The organism is Pseudomonas sp. rhizo25 (assembly GCF_031931935.1).
Classification (GTDB): domain Bacteria; phylum Pseudomonadota; class Gammaproteobacteria; order Pseudomonadales; family Pseudomonadaceae; genus Aquipseudomonas; species Aquipseudomonas synxantha.
Genome location: NZ_JAUJXA010000010.1, coordinates 177,769 through 196,060 on the forward strand (window position 1 = coordinate 177,769; position 18,292 = coordinate 196,060).

18 protein-coding genes are annotated in these 18,292 nt (G+C 60.5%); 7 read left to right on the forward strand and 11 right to left on the reverse strand.

The window, feature by feature from the left end:
• Positions 1-70 precede the first annotated feature (70 nt).
• The 3 genes from QZR30_RS20840 to QZR30_RS20850 form a co-directional block, all read right to left on the reverse strand.
• Positions 71-964, reverse strand: coding sequence for an NAD-dependent epimerase/dehydratase family protein (locus QZR30_RS20840; protein ID WP_311904061.1), 894 nt, complete (start codon positions 962-964; stop codon positions 71-73).
• Between the two features lie 103 nt (positions 965-1,067).
• Positions 1,068-1,964, reverse strand: a complete 897-nt coding sequence (locus QZR30_RS20845; protein WP_046069503.1) for a LysR family transcriptional regulator — start codon at positions 1,962-1,964, stop codon at positions 1,068-1,070.
• A 51-nt stretch (positions 1,965-2,015) separates the two neighbouring features.
• Positions 2,016-2,780, reverse strand: coding sequence for a sulfite exporter TauE/SafE family protein (locus QZR30_RS20850; protein WP_274356040.1), 765 nt, complete (start codon positions 2,778-2,780; stop codon positions 2,016-2,018).
• Between the two features lie 83 nt (positions 2,781-2,863).
• Between QZR30_RS20850 and QZR30_RS20855 the strand changes: the two genes are divergently transcribed.
• On the forward strand, positions 2,864-3,754 hold the full coding sequence (locus QZR30_RS20855; RefSeq protein ID WP_274356041.1) for a LysR substrate-binding domain-containing protein: 891 nt from the start codon (positions 2,864-2,866) through the stop codon (positions 3,752-3,754).
• Here QZR30_RS20855 and QZR30_RS20860 read toward each other — a convergent pair.
• Both QZR30_RS20860 and kynU read right to left on the reverse strand, forming a co-directional pair.
• The gene (locus tag QZR30_RS20860) at positions 3,700-5,106 is read right to left on the reverse strand and encodes an amino acid permease (protein ID WP_046069504.1); all 1,407 of its coding nucleotides are present in this window, start codon (positions 5,104-5,106) and stop codon (positions 3,700-3,702) included. The genes QZR30_RS20855 and QZR30_RS20860 overlap by 55 nt on opposite strands.
• A gap of 163 nt (positions 5,107-5,269) precedes the next feature.
• The gene (gene kynU, locus QZR30_RS20865; protein ID WP_046069505.1) at positions 5,270-6,520 is read right to left on the reverse strand and encodes a kynureninase; all 1,251 of its coding nucleotides are present in this window, start codon (positions 6,518-6,520) and stop codon (positions 5,270-5,272) included.
• 144 nt (positions 6,521-6,664) lie between these two features.
• On the opposite strand from kynU, the gene QZR30_RS20870 reads away from it, so the two are divergent.
• Positions 6,665-7,138, forward strand: coding sequence for an Lrp/AsnC family transcriptional regulator (locus QZR30_RS20870; RefSeq protein WP_003176072.1), 474 nt, complete (start codon positions 6,665-6,667; stop codon positions 7,136-7,138).
• Positions 7,139-7,278: 140 nt separating this feature from the next.
• Here QZR30_RS20870 and catA read toward each other — a convergent pair whose 3' ends face one another.
• From catA to QZR30_RS20885, 3 genes are read right to left on the reverse strand one after another with little or no spacing between them, the layout of a single operon-like run.
• Positions 7,279-8,208 carry a catechol 1,2-dioxygenase gene (gene catA / locus QZR30_RS20875; RefSeq protein WP_046069506.1) on the reverse strand — a complete coding sequence of 310 codons (930 nt, stop codon included), beginning with the start codon at positions 8,206-8,208 and terminating at the stop codon, positions 7,279-7,281.
• Between the two features lie 43 nt (positions 8,209-8,251).
• Entirely contained in the window at positions 8,252-8,542 is a 291-nt protein-coding gene (gene catC / locus QZR30_RS20880; protein ID WP_056845956.1) for a muconolactone Delta-isomerase, read from the reverse strand.
• Positions 8,543-8,553: 11 nt separating this feature from the next.
• A complete protein-coding gene (locus QZR30_RS20885; RefSeq protein ID WP_056845992.1) occupies positions 8,554-9,681 on the reverse strand; it encodes a muconate cycloisomerase family protein in 1,128 nt (375 codons plus the stop codon).
• A gap of 114 nt (positions 9,682-9,795) precedes the next feature.
• Here QZR30_RS20885 and QZR30_RS20890 point away from each other — a divergent pair, with 114 nt between their 5' ends.
• A complete protein-coding gene (locus QZR30_RS20890) occupies positions 9,796-10,671 on the forward strand; it encodes a LysR family transcriptional regulator (protein ID WP_046069507.1) in 876 nt (291 codons plus the stop codon).
• 68 nt (positions 10,672-10,739) lie between these two features.
• Here QZR30_RS20890 and QZR30_RS20895 read toward each other — a convergent pair whose 3' ends face one another.
• The gene (locus QZR30_RS20895) at positions 10,740-11,732 is read right to left on the reverse strand and encodes an AraC family transcriptional regulator (protein WP_046069508.1); all 993 of its coding nucleotides are present in this window, start codon (positions 11,730-11,732) and stop codon (positions 10,740-10,742) included.
• 311 nt (positions 11,733-12,043) lie between these two features.
• On the opposite strand from QZR30_RS20895, the gene antA reads away from it, so the two are divergent.
• The 4 genes from antA to QZR30_RS20915 all read left to right on the forward strand — a co-directional run bounded on the left by antA (position 12,044) and on the right by QZR30_RS20915 (position 16,554).
• Entirely contained in the window at positions 12,044-13,435 is a 1,392-nt protein-coding gene (gene antA, locus QZR30_RS20900; RefSeq protein WP_046069509.1) for an anthranilate 1,2-dioxygenase large subunit, read from the forward strand.
• Positions 13,435-13,926: an anthranilate 1,2-dioxygenase small subunit gene (gene antB / locus QZR30_RS20905; RefSeq protein ID WP_056845953.1), complete on the forward strand. Its 492-nt coding sequence runs from the start codon at positions 13,435-13,437 to the stop codon at positions 13,924-13,926. Before antA ends, antB begins: the two co-directional genes overlap by 1 nt.
• A 148-nt stretch (positions 13,927-14,074) precedes the next feature.
• On the forward strand, positions 14,075-15,082 hold the full coding sequence (gene antC, locus QZR30_RS20910; protein WP_056845952.1) for an anthranilate 1,2-dioxygenase electron transfer component AntC: 1,008 nt from the start codon (positions 14,075-14,077) through the stop codon (positions 15,080-15,082).
• A gap of 71 nt (positions 15,083-15,153) precedes the next feature.
• The gene (locus QZR30_RS20915) at positions 15,154-16,554 is read left to right on the forward strand and encodes an amino acid permease (RefSeq protein WP_057025156.1); all 1,401 of its coding nucleotides are present in this window, start codon (positions 15,154-15,156) and stop codon (positions 16,552-16,554) included.
• A 144-nt stretch (positions 16,555-16,698) separates the two neighbouring features.
• Here QZR30_RS20915 and kynA read toward each other — a convergent pair whose 3' ends face one another.
• Complete coding sequence (gene kynA / locus QZR30_RS20920; protein ID WP_046069513.1) at positions 16,699-17,556, reverse strand: tryptophan 2,3-dioxygenase; 858 nt, start codon at positions 17,554-17,556, stop codon at positions 16,699-16,701.
• Positions 17,553-18,203, reverse strand: coding sequence for an arylformamidase (gene kynB / locus QZR30_RS20925; RefSeq protein WP_046069514.1), 651 nt, complete (start codon positions 18,201-18,203; stop codon positions 17,553-17,555). Before kynB ends, kynA begins: the two co-directional genes overlap by 4 nt.
• Positions 18,204-18,292: the final 89 nt, after the last annotated feature.

Consider the following 18,292-nt stretch of genomic DNA (forward strand, 5'->3'; position numbering starts at 1 on the left):
CATGGGAGTACGCGGCCTAGTGTGGGAGGGGGCTTGCTCCCGATAGCAGCACCTTGGTCTCAAGCGAACATCACACCATTTCGTCGCGAATCCACTCCACCACCGACGTACGCTTCGGCACCCAGCCCAACAACTCACGGGCATGCTTGCCACGCACCCGGCTGTTGGAACCCAGCCCGTAGTTCGCCATTTCATAGCCCCATTCGGCCTCAGCCTCGGCCAATGGCCAGTCCTGCGGCTCGCCCAGGTTCAGCGCTTGGGCAATGGCCGTGGTCATGTCGATAAACGCTGCTTCGCCGCTTTCCACAAAGTAGAACGTACCCGGCACGTTTTTGGTCAGCGCCAGCAGGTACAGGGCCACCACGTCTTCGATATGCACGTTGGACCAGATGTTCTGCCCCGGGCCTACATGACGCACCACACCACTTTTGCGCGCCTGCTTGAGCAAGCGCGGCAATTGCACGCTGTCACGCTTCACGCCCAGGCTGTGGCCGTAGATCAGGGTGTTGCAGATCACCGCCGAATTGACGCCGTCGCTGGCGGCCGCGAGGATCAGGTTGTCGATCGCCACGCGTGCGGCCTTGTCGACGGTCGGCTCCGGCAGGTTGTCTTCGAAGTAGATGACATCGCTGGCCTTACCGCCCGACGCATCGCCGACAATGCTCGAGCCGCTGGTGTGCAGCAACGGCTTGTTCGAGCCTTTCAAGGCGGCCAGCAGGGTTTCCACGGCGGCGCGATGGTCGCTGCTGGCGGCATTGATCACTGCATCGGCCTTGTGCGCCTGCTCGGTCAACACGGCGGCGTCGTCAAGGGTTCCGATCACCGGGGTGATGCCCAGGGCAGTCATCTCGGCGGCTTGCTCGGCGCTACGCACCAGGCCGGTGACGTGGTGGCCGGCCTTGGCCAGGCCGGTGGCGATGGAACCGCCGATAAACCCTGCGGCGCCGGTAACGAATACGTTCATGGAGGTTGCTCCTGACTGGGTAAATGATGGAGCCAGTATCAAGCACCCCTCCCAGCCGAATAAGCCCGTATCGCCCAATTCACTCTTGCGTGCAGATCACGAATCAGCGGGCATACCGCGCCAGTTTGGTCTGAATAAAATCCAGGAAACACTGGATGCGCAGCGCCAATTGCGAGTTGCGGTAGAACACCGCATGGATCGGCTGGCGATAACCGCTGTTGAACGCCTCCAACATCGGCACCAGGCGCCCGGTGTCGATGTCGTCGATAGTCATGAAGTTCGACAGACAACAAATGCCCTGCCCCTCCAGCGCTAATTGCCGCACAGTTTCGCCACTGGAGGCGCTGACACCGGGCTGGATCAGCCAGCGATCACCGTCCACATGGCGCAGCGGCCAGTGATTGAGGGTTTCAGTGTGGGTGAAGCCAAGCAGCGTGTGATCGGCCAGTTCGGCTACCGTCGCCGGCGTCCCGTACTGCTTGAGGTAGTCGGGGCTGGCAAGGATATGCAGCGGGGTCGAACCCAGGAAACGCGCATGCAGGGTCGAATCGGCCAGGGCGCCGATGCGAATGGCGATGTCGGTGCTTTGCTCCAGCAGGTCGATGATCAGGTCGTCGCTGTTGAGCTCCAGCTGGATTTCCGGGTAGAGGCTACGAAATTCGGCGATGTACGGCACGATCCCATGCAGCATAAACGGCACGGCAGCGTTGATACGCAGGCGGCCGGCCGGTTTTTTCTGGCGCGACGACAGGCGCTCTTCCAGCTCATCCATCTGTGCCAGGATCACCTTGGCCTGCTCGAAGAAGTACTTGCCCTCTTCCGTCAGGTCCATGCGCCGGGTGGTGCGGTTGATCAAGGTGGTGTCGAGCTTGGCCTCCAGGCGCGACAAGGTGCGGCTGACCGCCGAAGGGGTCTGTCCGACCTGCTCCGCCGCGGCGGAAATCGAACCGCACTCAATCACGCTGACGAAAATCTGTAGCTCATCGGACCGGGCTTTCACAGGCGCTCCTCGTAATCGGTTCAGCGCAGCTTACACCGAGCGGTTGGCGACTCAGCCACTGATCAACAGGTGGCCCCCCAACAGCGCCATGCCGATAAAGAAAACGCGCTTGAATAACACTGCGCTGATGCGCTGGCGCAGCGCCTGGCCCAGCCACATGCCCAGCAGCGCCGGCAGCAGTGCCAACATTGAAGCACTGATCTCACCGCCGCCCAAGGTGCCCCGCCACGCCAGGCCTGCGGCGAGCGCCAGGGTCGATACGCTGAACGACAGGCCCAGTGCCTGCACCAACTGATCGCGATTCAAACCCAAGGCTTGCAGGTAGGGCACAGCGGGAATCACGAACACGCCGGTCGACGAGGTGATAAGGCCAGTGACGGCGCCGCACAGCGGCCCCAGCCAACGTTCGGTGGCCGGGTCTACCCGCAATGCCGGCAGGAACAGTCCGCTCAACGCATACACCAGCAACGCCGCACCCAACCCACGCACCACCCAAGGCCCGCCCCCCATGCCCAGCCACACGCTGCCAAGCCCGGTGCCGAAGAAAATCAACAATAGCATCGGCCACAAGCGTTTGACCAAGGCGCTCAAATGGCCGCCAAACGCCAGTTGCCAGAGATTGGTCACTGTCGAAGGAATGATCAGCAACGCCGCAGCCTGCGCCGGCAACATAGCCAGGCCGAGCATGCCCATGGCCACGGTGGGCAGGCCCAGGCCAATGATGCCCTTGACCGTGCCGGCCAGCAGGAAGGTGCCGATCACCAGCAGCGTCAAGGCAGTACCAAGGTTTTGATAGAACGAGAGGAAGGTATTCATGAGCATCATTGTGGGAGCTTTCGCCGGGTTCGAAAATTCGCCATATACTGACCCTGACTCTTGATTTGCCTGAGGCTGATGCCATGCACTTTGATCTGATCGACCTGCGCCTCTACCTGCACATCCTCGATACCGGCAATATCACCGCCGGCGCGGCTCGCAGTCATTTGTCCCTGGCTGCCGCCAGCGCACGCATCCGGGCGATGGAGTCTTCACTGGGCATCGCGTTTCTCGACCGTGGCCGCCGTGGCGTCACCCCAACCCCTGCGGGCAAGGCCTTGGCCCGGCACGCTCGCCTGCTGCTGCAACAGGCCGAACACCTGCGACAGGACCTGGCCGAATACGCCAATGGCGTCAAAGGCCAGGTCCGCCTGCTGTGCAACACCACCGCCCTCAGCGAATACCTGCCTGAACTGCTCGCCGGCTTTCTGCGTGAACACCCCAACCTCGATATCGACCTGCAAGAACTGCGCAGCCTGCGCATCACCCAAGCCTTGCGCCAGGGCACGGCCGACCTGGGGATTATTTCTGATGCGGTGGACACCCACGGCTTGCAAACCTTGCCGTTTCGCGATGATCCGTTGGTGCTCATCGTGCCCCTTGACCATCCGCTGACCACAGCCAGCTTCATCGACAGCTTGCAGTACGACTACGTAGGCTTGGCGGCCAACAGTGCGCTGGCGGTGTATCTGGAGGAGCAGGCATTGCACGCAGGCTTTCGCCTGCAAACCCGCATCCGTGCCGACGGTTTTGATGGTTTGATTCGCATGGTCGCCGGCGGCGCCGGCCTGGGCATCGTGCCTCAGGCCGCCTTGGATCGCTGGCCGTCGGAGCGCCGTTTCAAGGTCCAGCCTCTGCGCGAAACCTGGGCCTGCCGCAAGCTGCTGTTATGCGCACGCGACTTCGAACAACTGCCGGGTTACGCCAGAGCTTTGTTCGATGCCTTGGCCCTGCCCTTGCGGAAAAACCCGTAATACACCGCCGACAGTATCAGCAGGAACGGCACGCCAAACACCAGGGTCATCTTGAACGCCTCGGTGAAATAAGTGGTGATCATCACCGCTCCCATCAGCACCAGCCCCAGCAACGTAGTGTAGGGAAACAGGCGCAGCTGGAAGGACAACTTCGCCCCGCCATGGCGCTTACGGTAGCGGCGGAAGAACAGGTGTGTGAGGAAGATCATGAACCAGGTGAAGATCGCGCCGAACATCGAGATCGCCATCATCAGGGTGAACGAGCTTTCCGGGTACACCACGTTAAGCAAGGTCGCCAGGGCGATGCCCGAGCTGGACAGCAACAGGGCATTGAGCGGGATGCCGTTCTTGCTCAAGGCGCCCATGGCCTTGGGCGCAAAGCCTGCACGAGACAGGCTGAACATCATGCGCGTGGTGATGTAGAGCTGGCTGTTCATCGCCGACAGCGCCGCGATCAGGATTACGAAGTTCATCACCCCGGTGGCACCAGGAATGCCGATGGTCTGCATCACCGTAACGAATGGGCTCTGGGTCTGGCCCGCCTGGTTCCACGGCACGATGGCGAGCATCAGCGCCAGGGTCAGCAGGTAGAACACCACCAGGCGCACAATGGTGGCGCGAAAGGCTTTCTTCACCGCCTGTTCCGGATCGGCGGCTTCACCGGCGGCCACGGCGATCATCTCGACGCTGAGGTAGCTGAAGATCGACACGATCACCGCGATCCACATGCCGCTCAAGCCATGGGGGAAAAACCCGTCGTGGGCCGTGTAGTTCTGCACGCCGTAGTCCGGGTTGCCGGAGCCGAACACCACATACACCGCAAGGATGATGAAACCGACGATGGCACTGATCTTGATCGTCGAGAACCAGTATTCGAAGTTACCAAAGGTCTTTACGCTGATGGCATTGAGCAGGATCAGCACGCTGGAAAACGACACGATCCACACCCACTCCGGCACATTGGCAAACCAGTACTTCATGTACATCGCCACCGCCGTGACCTCGGCGCCTACGGCCAGCACAATCGCCGCCCAGTAGGCATAACGCACCAGGAAGCCGGCCAGTGGGCTGATGTAGAACTCGGCATAGGCGCCAAAGGAGCCGGAGGTGGAATGGGCCACCGTCATCTCCGCCAGGCAGCCCATCAGCAACAAGGTGATCAGCGCGCCGATGGCGTAGCTCACCAGCACGCTCGGCCCGGCATAGCCGATGGCATAGGCGCTGCCCATGAACAGCCCGGTGCCAATGGCGCCACCGATGGCGATCATGCTCATCTGGCCGGAAGTGAGCTGGCGCCGCAGGCCCAGTTCGCGGTGGGTGATCTCGGCAAAGCCGTTGTCTGGCGTGGTCACTGGTGTGCCCCTTTATTATTGTGATTACACAGCAAGCGCTGGTTTTCTGTAGGAGCGAGCTTGCTCGCGAAAAACCTGAGAACGCCGCGTGCATTCAGAATTCGCGCGTTATCGTTGACGATCTTCGCGAGCAAGCTCGCTCCTACAATGGGTTACGCTGTTGTCAGGTAACGCTGTTTCGGACTTTGAATTGCGGCTGATCCCAGGTGCGGTTGTCGAGGATTTCACCGAGGATTTCCACGGCGTCCCACACCTCGGTAAAGCGGGTGTACAGCGGCGTGAAACCAAAGCGCATGATCCGTGGTTCGCGGTAGTCGCCGATCACACCGCGGGCGATCAGGGCCTGGATCACTGCATAACCTTCGGGGTGTTCGAAGCTGACGTGGCTACCACGCCGGGCGTGTTCACGCGGGGTGATCAGCGTCACGCCATGGGCGGCGCAGCGACTTTCGACCAACGTGATAAACAGGTCGGTCAATGCCAGGGATTTAGTGCGCAGGCTGGCCATATCGGTCTGGGCAAAAATCTCCAGGCCGCACTCCACCATGGCTAACGAGGTGATCGGCTGGGTGCCGCACAGATAGCGCGCAATGCCGGTGCTGGGTGCGTAGGTGGATTCCATGGCGAACTGGCGGGTGTGCCCGAACCAGCCCGACAACGGCTGGCGCACCACGTCCACCAACACCGGGTTGACCCACACGAACGCCTGGGAGCCCGGGCCGCCGTTGAGGTATTTGTAGGTGCAGCCGATCGCATAATCAGCGCCGGCCCGATGCAGGTCGACCGGCACCGCGCCCGCCGAATGCGCCAGGTCCCAGATGCTCAGCGCGCCGCACTCGTGGCTCAAGGCTGTAAGCGCCTGCATGTCGTACATGTAGCCGGTTTTGTAGTTGACGTGGGTAAGCATCACCACCGCCACGTCCTGATCGATTGCCTGCGGCAGCTCGTCGGGGCTGTTGACCAACCGCAGGGAATACCCCTGTTGCAGCAATTGCGCCAAGCCCTGCGCGATATACAGATCGGTGGGAAAGTTGCTCGCCTCACTGACGATCACCTTGCGCCCAGGCGCACGTTGGCGCTGCACACTCAACGCCGCACTGAGCACCTTGAACAGGTTGATCGAGGTGGTATCGGTGATCACCACTTCACCGTCCCGCGCACCGATCAATGGCGCCAGGCGATTACCCAGGCGCAGGGACAAATCCGCCCAGCCGGCGCTGTTCCAGCTGCGGATCAAACCATTGCCCCACTCCTCGGCAATCACCTGTTGCGCCCGCGCCAATGCCGCCACCGGGCGTGCGCCGAGGGAGTTACCGTCGAGGTAGATCACCCCCTCGGGCAAGGCGAACTGGGCGCGCAGTGGCGCCAATGGGTCCTGGGCGTCGAGGGCTTGGCAATGGCTTCGAGTGGTCATGGGCTGTCCTGGTTTTTATAAGTGAGGATGCAGCAAATAATGAACGAAGCTTTAGAGAATTTTCGTGCAAAGTGGTGGGTAACAGGCTAATTAAGCTGTAGGAAATTCGAATTTAACCTCTAAATACGCGGATTTATTCAAAGCATGATTCTCGACGCCACCGACCTGCGCCTCCTGCATTTCCTGCAACAGGATGGCCGTATCAGCAACCAGGAACTGGCGGAAAAAGTCGCACTTTCGCCCTCTGCCTGCCTGCGCCGTCTGCGCCTGTTGGAAAGCGAGGGCATCATCAGCGGTTACCGTGCGGTATTGAATGCCGAGCAGTTGGGGATCGAGCTGGAAGCCATCGTGCACCTGTCGTTGCGCCAGGATGTAGAGGACTGGCATGAGACCTTTATCAAGAAGGTGCAAGGCTGGCCGGAGGTGGCAAGCGCCTATGTGATCACCGGCGCCAGCAACTATGTGCTGCGGGTGCAGGCGCGCAATCTCAAGCATTTTTCGGACTTTATCGTGAACCACCTGAACCGCACGGCGGGGGTGATGGATATCAGGTCGGAGATTGTGCTGCAGAAGATCAAGGACCGGGATGAGGTGTTGGATCTGGTCGTGCGCAAATAGCACCAACACCACAAATCAAATGTGGGAGGGGGCTTGCTCCCGATGGCGGTGGGTCAGTGAGTAAATAGGTGACTGACACTCTGCTATCGGGAGCAAGTCGAATCGTCGCACCGCCCCTCCCACATTTTTGACCGCGTTGATCAGTCTTCCAGGGCGCGTACGCGTTGCATGCGTTTTTGCTCAACCGGTGCATCAGCCACCTGCAACTCAAAATCAAAATCAATCTGCGCAAACCGCCCTTGCACACCAAACTCCCGTGCCAGCTGCGGATCGTCACTGAAGCGAATCTCGGCAATCAGTTCATCGCGCGTGGCATAGGCAAAGTCATCATGCAGGTAAGGATCATCCGACAGGTTGATCTGGGTGGTCAGGTGCCGGTGCCCGGGCGCCGAGATGAAGAAGTGGATGTGCGCAGGGCGTTGTCCATGGCGCCCCAGTTGGTCGAGCAATTGCTGCGTCGGCCCGGTGGGCGGGCAGCCATAGCCGGAGGGCACGATGCTGCGAAAACGGTAGTTGCCCTGGGCGTCGGTTTCGATGCGTCGGCGCAGGTTGAATGCCGACTGAGTCGGATCGAACCATGAATAGGTACCGCCCGTATTGGCCTGCCATACATCGACAATCGCCCCCGCCAGTGGCTTGCCATGGGTATCGCGCACTTGCCCACGCATGAACAACGGCACCGCGTCATCCTGGCCATCATCCAACCGCGCTTCGTACTTCGACAACGGCGCGCCGGCTACGTACAACGGGCCTTCGATGGTGCGCGGTGTGCCGCCGGACTTGCCGGCCTGTTCATCGGCGGCGTCCATCAGCAGGTCGAGGTAATGCTCCAGGCCCAGGCCTGCGGCGAGCAGGCCGGCTTCCTGGTTTTTGCCCAGTTCATTGAGGTAGTTGACCGCCTTCCAGAATTCTTCCGGGGTCACTTCCAGGTCTTCGATGATGTTCACGGTGTCGCGCAGGATCCGGTACATCAGCGCCTTGACACGCGGGTTGCCGGCGTCATTGAGGTTACCGCTGGCTTCTTCGAGAAACCGTTGGGCGTGAGCAGTCTGGGACAGGCGGATGGTCATGGTGCATTCCTCATCTTGTCATTATTAGCTTTTTAAAAGGCGCTTAGCGGTCGTCTGCATGGATCGACGACGGGTGCCGGCACAGCGCATTCACTTCGATGGCCATGTAGGGAAACAGCGGCAGTTGCATCAGCAGGTCGTGCAGGTCCTGCACGCTGTCGACATCGAACACGCTGTAGTTGGCGTAGTGCCCGGCGATGCGCCACAGGTGGCGCCATTTGCCCTCTTGCTGCAGGCGCTGGGCCAGGGCTTTCTCTTCGGCCTTGAGGCTGTCGGCGCGCTCGGGGGGCATGTCGAGGGGCAGGTTTACGGTCATTTTTACGTGAAACAACATGGCAGCGCCTCTTAGTGTTTGTCACGACGGAAGAACGCCAGGCGCTCTTCATCGAGCGCCAGGCCCAGGCCCGGCGCAGTGGAAATATGCAGCTGGAAATCGCGGTACAGCGGCTGCTCGGTGAGAATGTCTTCGGTCAGCAACAGCGGGCCGAACAGCTCGGTGTCCCACGCCAGTTTGCTCAGGGTGAGGAATGCATGGGCCGAGGCCAGGGTGCCGATGCCACCTTCGAGCATGGTGCCGCCGTACAGGCCAATGCCGGCCGCTTCGGCAATCGCCGCCGTGCGCAACACGGCACGAGGCCCGCCGTTCTTGGCGATCTTGAGGGCGAACACCGAGGCCGCACCTTCGCGGGCCAGGTTGAAGGCATCCTCGACACACTCAATGGACTCATCGGCCATGATCGGCACCGGGCTCGACAGGTTGAGCCGGGCCATACCGCCGCGGTTATTGCGCGAGATCGGTTGCTCGATCAAGTCTATGCCGTTGTCGCCAAGCACTTGGCACGCCCGCAGGGCCACGGCTTCATCCCATGCCTGATTGACGTCGACACGCACACTGGCACGCTCGCCCAAGGCCTTCTTGATCGCGATCACGTGGGTCAGGTCACGGCTGATTTCACCGGCGCCGATCTTCAACTTGAAAATGCGGTGACGGCGCAGGTCGAGCATCTTCTCGGCCTCGCCGATGTCTTGTTCGGTGTTGCCGCTGGCCAGGGTCCAGGCCACCGGCAGCGCATCGCGTACACGCCCGCCGAGCAGTTCGCTGACCGGCAGGCCCCGGCGTTTGCCGAGGGCGTCGAGCAAGGCGCTTTCGATGCCGGACTTGGCGAAGGTGTTGCCGCGAATACTGCGTTCCAGGCGCAACATGGCGGCGTTGATATTGTTCGCATCCTGGCCGATCAACAGCGGTGTGAAGTGGCGGTCGATGTTGACTTTGATGCTGTCGGGGCTCTCGTTGCCGTAGCTCAGGCCGCCGATGGTGGTGGCTTCGCCGATGCCTTCGATACCGTCGGCGCAACGCAGGCGGATGACCACCAAGGTTTGGTTTTGCATGGTGTGCATCGCCAGCTTGTGCGGGCGAATGGTGGGGAGGTCGACGATGATGGTTTCGATCGACTCGATGGCGCAGGTCAGCATGGCAATACCCATTGGGTTCTTTATAGGTTTTGGCCGATTCTGTGCCGTATTTTTGCGGGGTTCCAATATAGAATGGGTCTCAAGCAATACCTTCAAGGTATGAAAGGAGCCGATATGGAACTGCGTCACCTGCGCTATTTCCAGGTGCTGGGCGAGACCCTCAACTTCACCCGCGCCGCAGAACGCCTGCACATCGCCCAGCCGCCCTTGAGCCGGCAGATCCAACAGTTGGAGGATGAACTGGGGGTCATTCTGCTGGAGCGTAGCCGCCCCTTGCGCCTGACCGAGGCCGGGCGGTTTTTTTATGAGCATGCCAATGTGTTGCTCGAACAATTGGGCAAGGTCTGCGACAACACCCGGCGCATCGGCCTGGGCGAAAAGACCTGGCTGGGCATCGGCTTTGCGCCCTCGACCTTGTACGGCGTGCTGCCGGAATTGATTCGGCGCCTGCGCAACCATGAGGCCCTGGAGCTGGAGCTGGGCTTGTCGGAAATGACCACCCTGCAGCAGGTCGACGCGCTCAAGGCCGGGCGCATCGATGTGGGCTTCGGACGGATTCGCATCGACGACCCGGCTATTGTCCAGCGGGTATTGGTGGAGGATCGCCTGGTAGCCGTGCTGCCCAGTGGTCACCCCTTGCTGGACGCCCCCGCCACCCTCGCCCAGTTGGCCGCCGAACCCTTTGTGCTCTACCCCGGCAACCCGCGCCCCAGTTATGCCGACCATGTGATCGCGCTGTTTGACGCCCATGGCTTGAGCCTGAAGGTTGCACAGTGGACCAACGAGTTGCAGACCGCTATCGGCCTGGTGGGTGCCGGGATGGGTGTGACATTGGTGCCAGCGTCGGTGCAGGTGCTGCATCGGGCGGATATTGGCTATACACCGGTGGTGGAGACTACTGCGACCTCGCCGATCATTCTCAGTCGACGGGTGAATGATCAGTCGCCGGGGCTGAGTCATTGCCTGCAACTGGTGGAAGAGTTGATCTGATATTCCATATGCACCACAAACCCAGTGTGGGAGGGGGCAAGCCCCGGTACAAACCGGGGACATCGTTTTCAAAGGCTGCGCAAGCGCTTGCGTTGCAGGGTTTGGCTGGGAGACTCATCAAACAGCTTGCGGTACTCCGCCGAAAACCGCCCCAAATGAGTAAACCCCCAACCCAACGCAATTTCCGAGATGGTACGCACCGAACCTTGCTCAAGAATCTCCTGACGTACAGCCCCCAGCCGATGCTTCTTCAGATAAGCCATGGGCGAGAGCGCAAAGTACTTGCGAAACGCATCGAACAGCTTGAACCGCGACACCCCGGCCGCCGCCTCCAGATCTTCCAGGTGCACCGCTTCGCGGGCGTTGTCGTGGATGTACTGACGCGCACGGATCAGGTAATGCGGCAATTTTACGCCCAGCACATCACGCAGTTCTTCGGAGTAATTATTCGGCTGGGCCAGGATCAGGCCCTTGATCAGTGAGCTTTCCAGGTCGCGAGTAAACGCCGCCTGTTCGTAAAGCTCGCTGCTGCATTCCAGCTCCGCGATGAAGTAACGCGCCATGCGCCACCACGCAGCCGGGGCACCTTCCACCGCGTCCATCACTGATTCAAAGCGCAGCGGCGCGTCGATGGGCCGTTGCAACAAACCTTCCAGCGATTCACTCATGGCTGCGCGGGTAATCACCACCTGCAACTTGCGGCAGTCACCGGAAATCGCCAGCACCTGGTGTTCATTGGGTGAAATGATCACGCCCTGGTCGCGGTTGGAACTGAGGCGTTCACCGTTCTTGCTCAGTTCCTGCTCGCCCACCAATGGCAGGCTCAGGCTGTAGCTGCTGAAGTGCTCGGCGTCTTCGATGTCGATGGTCACGTCGGTGCCGTATTCGATCACGCCCAGGGTGGTGGCGCGGGACTTGAACACGTTGGCACTGTGGTGAAAACGCAGGCGTTCGGGCGTCGTCGTTGCCAGGCGATGGGGGCCGCAAATACCGGACATCCAGCTGCGGGCGCCCTCCAGGTCGAAGCGTTGAATATGAATATCGCGTGTCTGGCTACTCATCGGGCTGCACCCACGGCGGTTAGGCGTTTGCGCGCTCTGGCGGCGCGTCGTTGAACATCGACAGCAAGTTCCAAGCCACGCCAGCACCATCACCACCGGGTGGATAGCAAAGGTCGACTATGTGGATAAAGCCCAGGCTTTCGTGACCTTCACCTGCAATCACAGTAGCGCATGCTGTCACTTGCGCGCACCGTCGTGGGTACTTGCTGCCCAACTTTGCGGCCCAGCTTCCCCCATTAAGCGGATAGCCCGCCACCATCTCACAGGCTCTTAATGGCTAACCGTTTAGCCATGATCAAAAGGTGCCTCCCATGAGTGGTGCAAGAAGCGTCGAGCAGTGGAAGAGCTTTATCGAAAGCTGCCTGGATTTTCGCCCGACCGATGCGGTGTTTCGCATCGCCCGCGACATGTTCACCGAGCCCGAGTTGTTCGAGCTGGAGATGGAACTGATCTTCGAAAAGAACTGGATCTATGCCTGCCACGAAAGCGAGCTGGCGAACAATCACGACTTCGTGACGATGCGCGCCGGGCGCCAGCCAATGATCATCACCCGCGACGGCGAAGGTCGGCTCAACGCGTTGATCAATGCCTGTCAACATCGCGGCACCACCCTCACCCGGGTGGGCAAGGGCAACCAGTCCACCTTTACCTGCCCGTTCCACGCCTGGTGCTACAAGAGCGACGGCCGGTTGGTGAAGGTCAAGGCACCTGGGGAATATCCAGAGGGGTTTGATAAAGCCACCAGAGGCCTGAAAAAAGCCCGCATCGACAGCTACAAGGGCTTTGTGTTTATCAGCCTCGACGTGCAGGGCACGGATAGCCTGGAAGACTTCCTCGGCGACGCCAAAGTGTTTTTCGACATGATGGTGGCGCAATCCGCCACGGGGAAGCTGGAGGTGCTGCCGGGCAAGTCCGCCTACACCTATGACGGCAACTGGAAACTGCAAAACGAAAACGGCCTGGACGGTTATCACGTCAGCACCGTGCACTACAACTACGTGGCCACGGTGCAGCATCGCCAGCAGGTCAATACCGAGAACGGCACAGGCTCCAGCACGACCTTGGACTACAGCAAGCTCGGCGCCGGCGACGCCAATACCGACGACGGCTGGTTCGCCTTCAACAATGGCCACAGCGTGTTGTTCAGCGACATGCCCAACCCCAGCGTGCGCTCCGGCTACGCCACCATCATGCCGCGCCTGGTGCAAGAGCACGGCCAGCAAAAGGCCGAGTGGATGATGCACCGCCTGCGCAACCTGAACATCTACCCCAGCCTGTTCTTCCTCGACCAGATCAGCTCACAGCTGCGCATCATCCGCCCGGTGGCCTGGAACAAGACCGAGATCATCAGCCAGTGCCTGGGTGTGAAGGATGAGTCCGATGCGGATCGCGAAAACCGCATTCGCCAATTCGAAGATTTCTTCAACGTCTCGGGCATGGGCACGCCGGACGACTTGGTGGAATTTCGCGAAGCCCAGCGCGGTTTCCAGGGCCGCCTGGAGCGCTGGAGCGATATCTCACGGGGCAGCCACCGCTGGGAAACCGGACCTACGCCCAACAGCGAAGCCATTGGCATCCAACCAGCCATGACCGGCACCGAGTTCACCCACGAAGGCTTGTACGTCAACCAGCACCGTAACTGGCAACAGTTCCTGCTCAAGGGCCTGGACCGGCAAGCGCTGACACTGCGGGAGGTGAAGTGATGAATGCGCAATTGCAGTACCAGATCGAGCAGTTTTTCTACCGCAAATCCGAACTGTGCGACGCCCAGGACTGGGATGCCTATGTGCAGTTGTTCGACCCGCAGAGTGAATTCCACCTGCCGCAGTGGGACTCGGAACACGTCTACACCCGGGACCCCAAGCGCGAGATGTCGTTGATCTATTACGCCAACCGTTCGGGCCTGGAAGACCGCGTGTTCCGCCTGCGCACCGGCAAGGCCGCCTCGGCCACACCGATGCCGCGCACCTTGCACCTGATCAACAACGTGCGCATTGCCGAACAAAGTGACGGCACCTTGGAGGTGCGCTTGAACTGGCACACGCTGTTTTATCGGCTGGCTACGTCCGAGCAGTTCTACGGGCACGCAACCTATCGCCTCAAGCCCGAGGGCGACAGCTGGCTGATCACGCGCAAGCACGCCCTGCTGCTCAACGACACCATCAACTCGGTGCTGGATTTCTATCACCTGTAACGTTGGCGCATTCCCCTGTAGGAGCGAGCTTGCTCGCGAAAAACTCAAATACACCGCGTGCATCCAAGTTGCCCGGCGTCATCGTTAAAGTTCTTCGCGAGCAAGCTCGCTCCTACAAGGGTTTATACCTTTCCACGGAGTCATGTGAATGAATCACAAAGTGGCCTTCAGTTTTGCCGATGGCAAAACCCTGTTTTTTCCGGTGGGCGCCAATGAAATTCTCTTGGATGCGGCCCTGCGTAACGGTATCAAGATCCCATTGGATTGCCGCGAAGGCGTGTGCGGCACCTGCCAGGGCCGCTGCGAATCCGGAAACTACACACAAGACTATGTAGACGACGAAGCCCTCTCCAGCCTCGAGCTGCAACAACGCAAGATGCTCAGTTGCCAGACTCGGGTGCAGTCCGACGCCACCTTCTACTTCGACTTCGATTCAAGCCTGTGCAATGCGTCTGGGCCAGTGCAGGTACGCGGTACGGTGAGCGACGTGCAGCAGGTCTCCACCAGTACGGCGATCCTGCAGGTACAACTGCAGCAGCCACTGGATTTCCTGCCCGGCCAATACGCTCGCCTCGCGGTGCCCGGCACCGACAGTTGGCGCTCCTACTCCTTCGCCAATCGGCCGGGCAACCAACTGCAATTCCTGGTGCGCCTGCTGCCGGATGGGGTGATGAGCAACTATTTGCGCGAGCGCTGCCAGGTGGGCGACCAGATGCTGCTGGAGGCGCCATTGGGGGCGTTCTACCTGCGCCATGTCACCCAGCCGCTGGTGCTGGTGGCGGGCGGCACAGGCTTGTCGGCGTTGCTGGGCATGCTCGATGAGCTGGCGGCCAACGGCTGCGCGCAACCGGTGCACCTGTACTACGGCGTGCGCGGGGCCGAGGATTTATGCGAAGCGGCGCGTATCCAGGACTACGCGGGAAAAATCCCGGGCTTTCGCTACACCGAAGTACTCAGCGAACCCTCCAATGACTGGCCCGGCAAGCGCGGTTACCTTACCGAGCATTTCGACCTGGCCGAATTGCGGGATAGATCGGCGGATATGTACCTGTGCGGCCCCCCGCCAATGGTCGAATCCATCCAACAATGGCTGGCGGATCAGGCACTTGATGGCGTTCAGCTGTATTACGAAAAGTTCACCCAGAGTAATATCTGACCCTCAGCACTTCTGAGGGGCCGATGCGGCGTGCACTCACCCTTGAGAAAAACAAGTAGAAGGGAATGTTAATGGCGGATGACATGGTTAACCCGGTGGGCCTCAAGCGTGGCCTGAAGAACCGGCACATTCAGCTGATCGCCTTGGGAGGGGCGATTGGTACAGGCTTGTTCCTCGGCTCGGCCGGGGTACTCAAGTCGGCGGGGCCGTCGATGATCCTGGGATATGCGATTGCAGGCTTTATCGCGTTCCTGATCATGCGCCAGCTCGGCGAGATGATCGTCGAAGAGCCGGTAGCCGGTTCCTTCAGCCACTTCGCGCACAAGTACTGGGGCGGCTACGCGGGCTTTTTGGCGGGCTGGAACTACTGGGTGCTGTATGTGCTGGTGGGCATGGCCGAACTGACGGCCGTGGGCAAGTACATCCAGTTCTGGTGGCCGGAGATTCCGACCTGGGTCAGCGCCCTGGTGTTCTTTGTCGCGGTGAACCTGATCAACACCCTGAACGTGAAGTTCTTCGGCGAAGCCGAGTTCTGGTTCGCGATCATCAAGGTGGTGGCGATTGTCGGCATGATCGTGCTCGGCTGCTACCTGTTGTTCAGCGGCACTGGCGGCCCGCAAGCCTCGGTCAGCAACCTGTGGAGCCACGGCGGTTTCTTCCCCAATGGCGGCATGGGGCTGCTGATGTCCATGGCCTTCATCATGTTCTCGTTCGGTGGTCTGGAGCTGGTCGGCATCACCGCCGCCGAGGCCAGCGAGCCACGCAAGGTGATTCCCAAGGCGATCAACCAGGTGGTGTACCGCATCCTGATTTTCTACGTCGGCGCGCTGACCGTGCTGTTGTCGCTGTACCCGTGGGATCAGTTGCTGCAAACCCTTGGCGCGTCAGGCGATGCCTACAGCGGCAGCCCGTTTGTGCAGATCTTCTCGCTGATCGGCAACGACACCGCCGCCCACATCCTCAACTTCGTGGTGCTGACCGCGGCGTTGTCGGTGTACAACAGCGGCGTGTACTGCAACAGCCGCATGCTGTTTGGCCTGGCCGAGCAAGGTGACGCGCCCAAGGCGCTGATGAAGCTCAACAAGCAAGGCGTGCCGCTGCGGGCGTTGGCGATTTCGGCCTTGGTGACGATGCTGTGTGTGGTGGTCAACTATGTCGCGCCGCAGAGTGCCCTGGAGTTGCTGTTTGCGCTGGTGGTTGCTTCGCTGATGATCAACTGGGCGCTGATCAGCATCACCCATATCAAGTTCCGCAAGGCCATGGGCGAGCAAGGCGTGACGCCGTCGTTCAAGACCTTCTGGTTCCCGTTCAGCAATTACCTGTGCCTGGCGTTCATGCTGATGATCATCAGCGTGATGCTGGCAATCCCGGGGATTCGCGAGTCGGTGTATGCGATGCCGGTGTGGGTGGGGATTATCTATGTGGCCTATCGGCTGCGGATGAAAAACGCGACGGTTGCAGTAACGCAATAAACCATGTGGGAGGGGGCTTGCTCCCGATGGCAGCGTGTCAGCCAGCACATCCAGTGGCTGACACACTGCCATCGGGAGCAAGCCCCCTCCCACATTTTTAACTGCATTCCAAATGAAAAGCCCCGGTGATCCGGGGCTTTTTGTTTAGAGGGTGGAGCGTACTCGCCAGAGTTCGGGAAACAATACCGTGTCGAGCATCTTGCGCAGGTAACCCACGCCTTCGGTGCCACCGGTGCCCGGCTGGAAGCCGATGATCCGCTCCACCGTGGTCACATGCCGGAAGCGCCATTGGCGGAACGAATCCTCCAGGTCGATGAACTTCTCGGCCAACTGATACAAATCCCAATACCGGCTCGGGTCGCGATACACCTCACGCCACGCCGCCTCCACCGACTCATCATGCACTGTGGCCGCCGTCGGGTCGCGCTCGGCGCGCTGGGGGTCAATCGCCAGCCCCGCCTTGATCATCAGGTTGATCGCCTCGTCATATAGCGACGGCGTGGCAATCGCCACCTGAAGTTCCTGCAACAATTGCGGCCGATGGGCATGGGGCCGCAGCAATGCCGGGCTCTTGTTGCCGAGGATGAATTCGATCTCGCGGTACTGGAACGACTGGAACCCCGACGACTGCCCCAGGAACGGGCGAATTGCCTTGTACTCCGACGGCGTCATGGTCGCCAGCACCGCCCAGGCGTGCACCAGTTGGTCGAAGATCCGCGAGACTCGCGCCAGCATCTTGAACGCCGGCGGCAACTCACCCAGGCGCACGTGTTCGCGGGCGGCCTTGAGTTCGTGGAGCATCAGTTTCATCCACAGCTCCGAAGTCTGGTGCTGGATGATGAAGAGCATCTCGTTGTGGTCAGGCGACAGCGGGTGCTGGGCGCTGAGGACTTTGCCCAGGTCCAGGTAGTCGCCATAGCTCATGGACTCGGAAAAATTCAGTTCGGCGTTATGCCATTCTTCCGGTGGCTGGTAATCGGCAGAGAAGGGACATTGGCTCATCGCGTGGGCTCCTTGAGCGGGCGCAGGATTGCGCGGACCGGGCTGGCATCGAGGTTGGCAAAACGCAGCGGCAGTGCGATCAGTTCATAGTCGCCCTCCGGTACCTCATCGAGCACGATGCCTTCGAGGATCGCCATGCCGTGGCGGGCCACAGCGTTGTGGGAGTCCATGGTCTTGGACTGTTGCGGGTCCAGGGACGGCGTGTCTATACCGATCAGGCGCACACCCAGGCTGGCGAGCAGTTCAATGGTTTGTGGGGCGATGGCGGTGAAATTCGCATCCCATTCGGTGAGCGGCGCTTGTGGATAAGTGCGCAGCAACACGCGCTCCGGCACGTTATCCACACGGCCTTGCAACTGGTGTGGCTGCACTAGCGCGCCGCTGCCCAGGCAATGCAGCACCCGGCACGGGCCCATGTACACGTCCAACGACACTTCGCCAATCGGCGCACCGTCGGCACTGTAATGCAGCGGAGCATCCACATGGGCGCCAGTATGCGGCGACAAGGTCACGCGCCCCACATTCACCGGGCACTCCGGGCCGAACTGCCACACACGCTCTTCCTGGAACGGCGTATCGCCCGGCCAGGTTGGGGTCGCCGTGCTCAAGGGCGGGCTGATATCCCACCACGTTTTTATTGGGTTCATTGCAAGGCTCTCACGGGGTACTGGGGTGAATGATACGAGGGCCAGCTCTGAATTTTCTTGCGAATTCTGGCGTCATAGGCGAATTCTTT

What these genes read in the sequence shown, in the direction of transcription:
- QZR30_RS20840 (WP_311904061.1), bottom strand. Translation starts at nt 964, where the DNA reads ATGAACGTATTCGTTACCGGCGCCGCAGGGTTTATCGGCGGTTCCATC.
- QZR30_RS20850 (WP_274356040.1), bottom strand. Translation starts at nt 2,780, where the DNA reads ATGAATACCTTCCTCTCGTTCTATCAAAACCTTGGTACTGCCTTGACG.
- QZR30_RS20855 (WP_274356041.1), top strand. Translation starts at nt 2,864, where the DNA reads ATGCACTTTGATCTGATCGACCTGCGCCTCTACCTGCACATCCTCGAT.
- kynU (WP_046069505.1), bottom strand. Translation starts at nt 6,520, where the DNA reads ATGACCACTCGAAGCCATTGCCAAGCCCTCGACGCCCAGGACCCATTG.
- QZR30_RS20870 (WP_003176072.1), top strand. Translation starts at nt 6,665, where the DNA reads ATGATTCTCGACGCCACCGACCTGCGCCTCCTGCATTTCCTGCAACAG.
- catA (WP_046069506.1), bottom strand. Translation starts at nt 8,208, where the DNA reads ATGACCATCCGCCTGTCCCAGACTGCTCACGCCCAACGGTTTCTCGAA.
- catC (WP_056845956.1), bottom strand. Translation starts at nt 8,542, where the DNA reads ATGTTGTTTCACGTAAAAATGACCGTAAACCTGCCCCTCGACATGCCC.
- QZR30_RS20885 (WP_056845992.1), bottom strand. Translation starts at nt 9,681, where the DNA reads ATGCTGACCTGCGCCATCGAGTCGATCGAAACCATCATCGTCGACCTC.
- QZR30_RS20890 (WP_046069507.1), top strand. Translation starts at nt 9,796, where the DNA reads ATGGAACTGCGTCACCTGCGCTATTTCCAGGTGCTGGGCGAGACCCTC.
- QZR30_RS20895 (WP_046069508.1), bottom strand. Translation starts at nt 11,732, where the DNA reads ATGAGTAGCCAGACACGCGATATTCATATTCAACGCTTCGACCTGGAG.
- antA (WP_046069509.1), top strand. Translation starts at nt 12,044, where the DNA reads ATGAGTGGTGCAAGAAGCGTCGAGCAGTGGAAGAGCTTTATCGAAAGC.
- antB (WP_056845953.1), top strand. Translation starts at nt 13,435, where the DNA reads ATGAATGCGCAATTGCAGTACCAGATCGAGCAGTTTTTCTACCGCAAA.
- antC (WP_056845952.1), top strand. Translation starts at nt 14,075, where the DNA reads ATGAATCACAAAGTGGCCTTCAGTTTTGCCGATGGCAAAACCCTGTTT.
- QZR30_RS20915 (WP_057025156.1), top strand. Translation starts at nt 15,154, where the DNA reads ATGGCGGATGACATGGTTAACCCGGTGGGCCTCAAGCGTGGCCTGAAG.
- kynA (WP_046069513.1), bottom strand. Translation starts at nt 17,556, where the DNA reads ATGAGCCAATGTCCCTTCTCTGCCGATTACCAGCCACCGGAAGAATGG.
- kynB (WP_046069514.1), bottom strand. Translation starts at nt 18,203, where the DNA reads ATGAACCCAATAAAAACGTGGTGGGATATCAGCCCGCCCTTGAGCACG.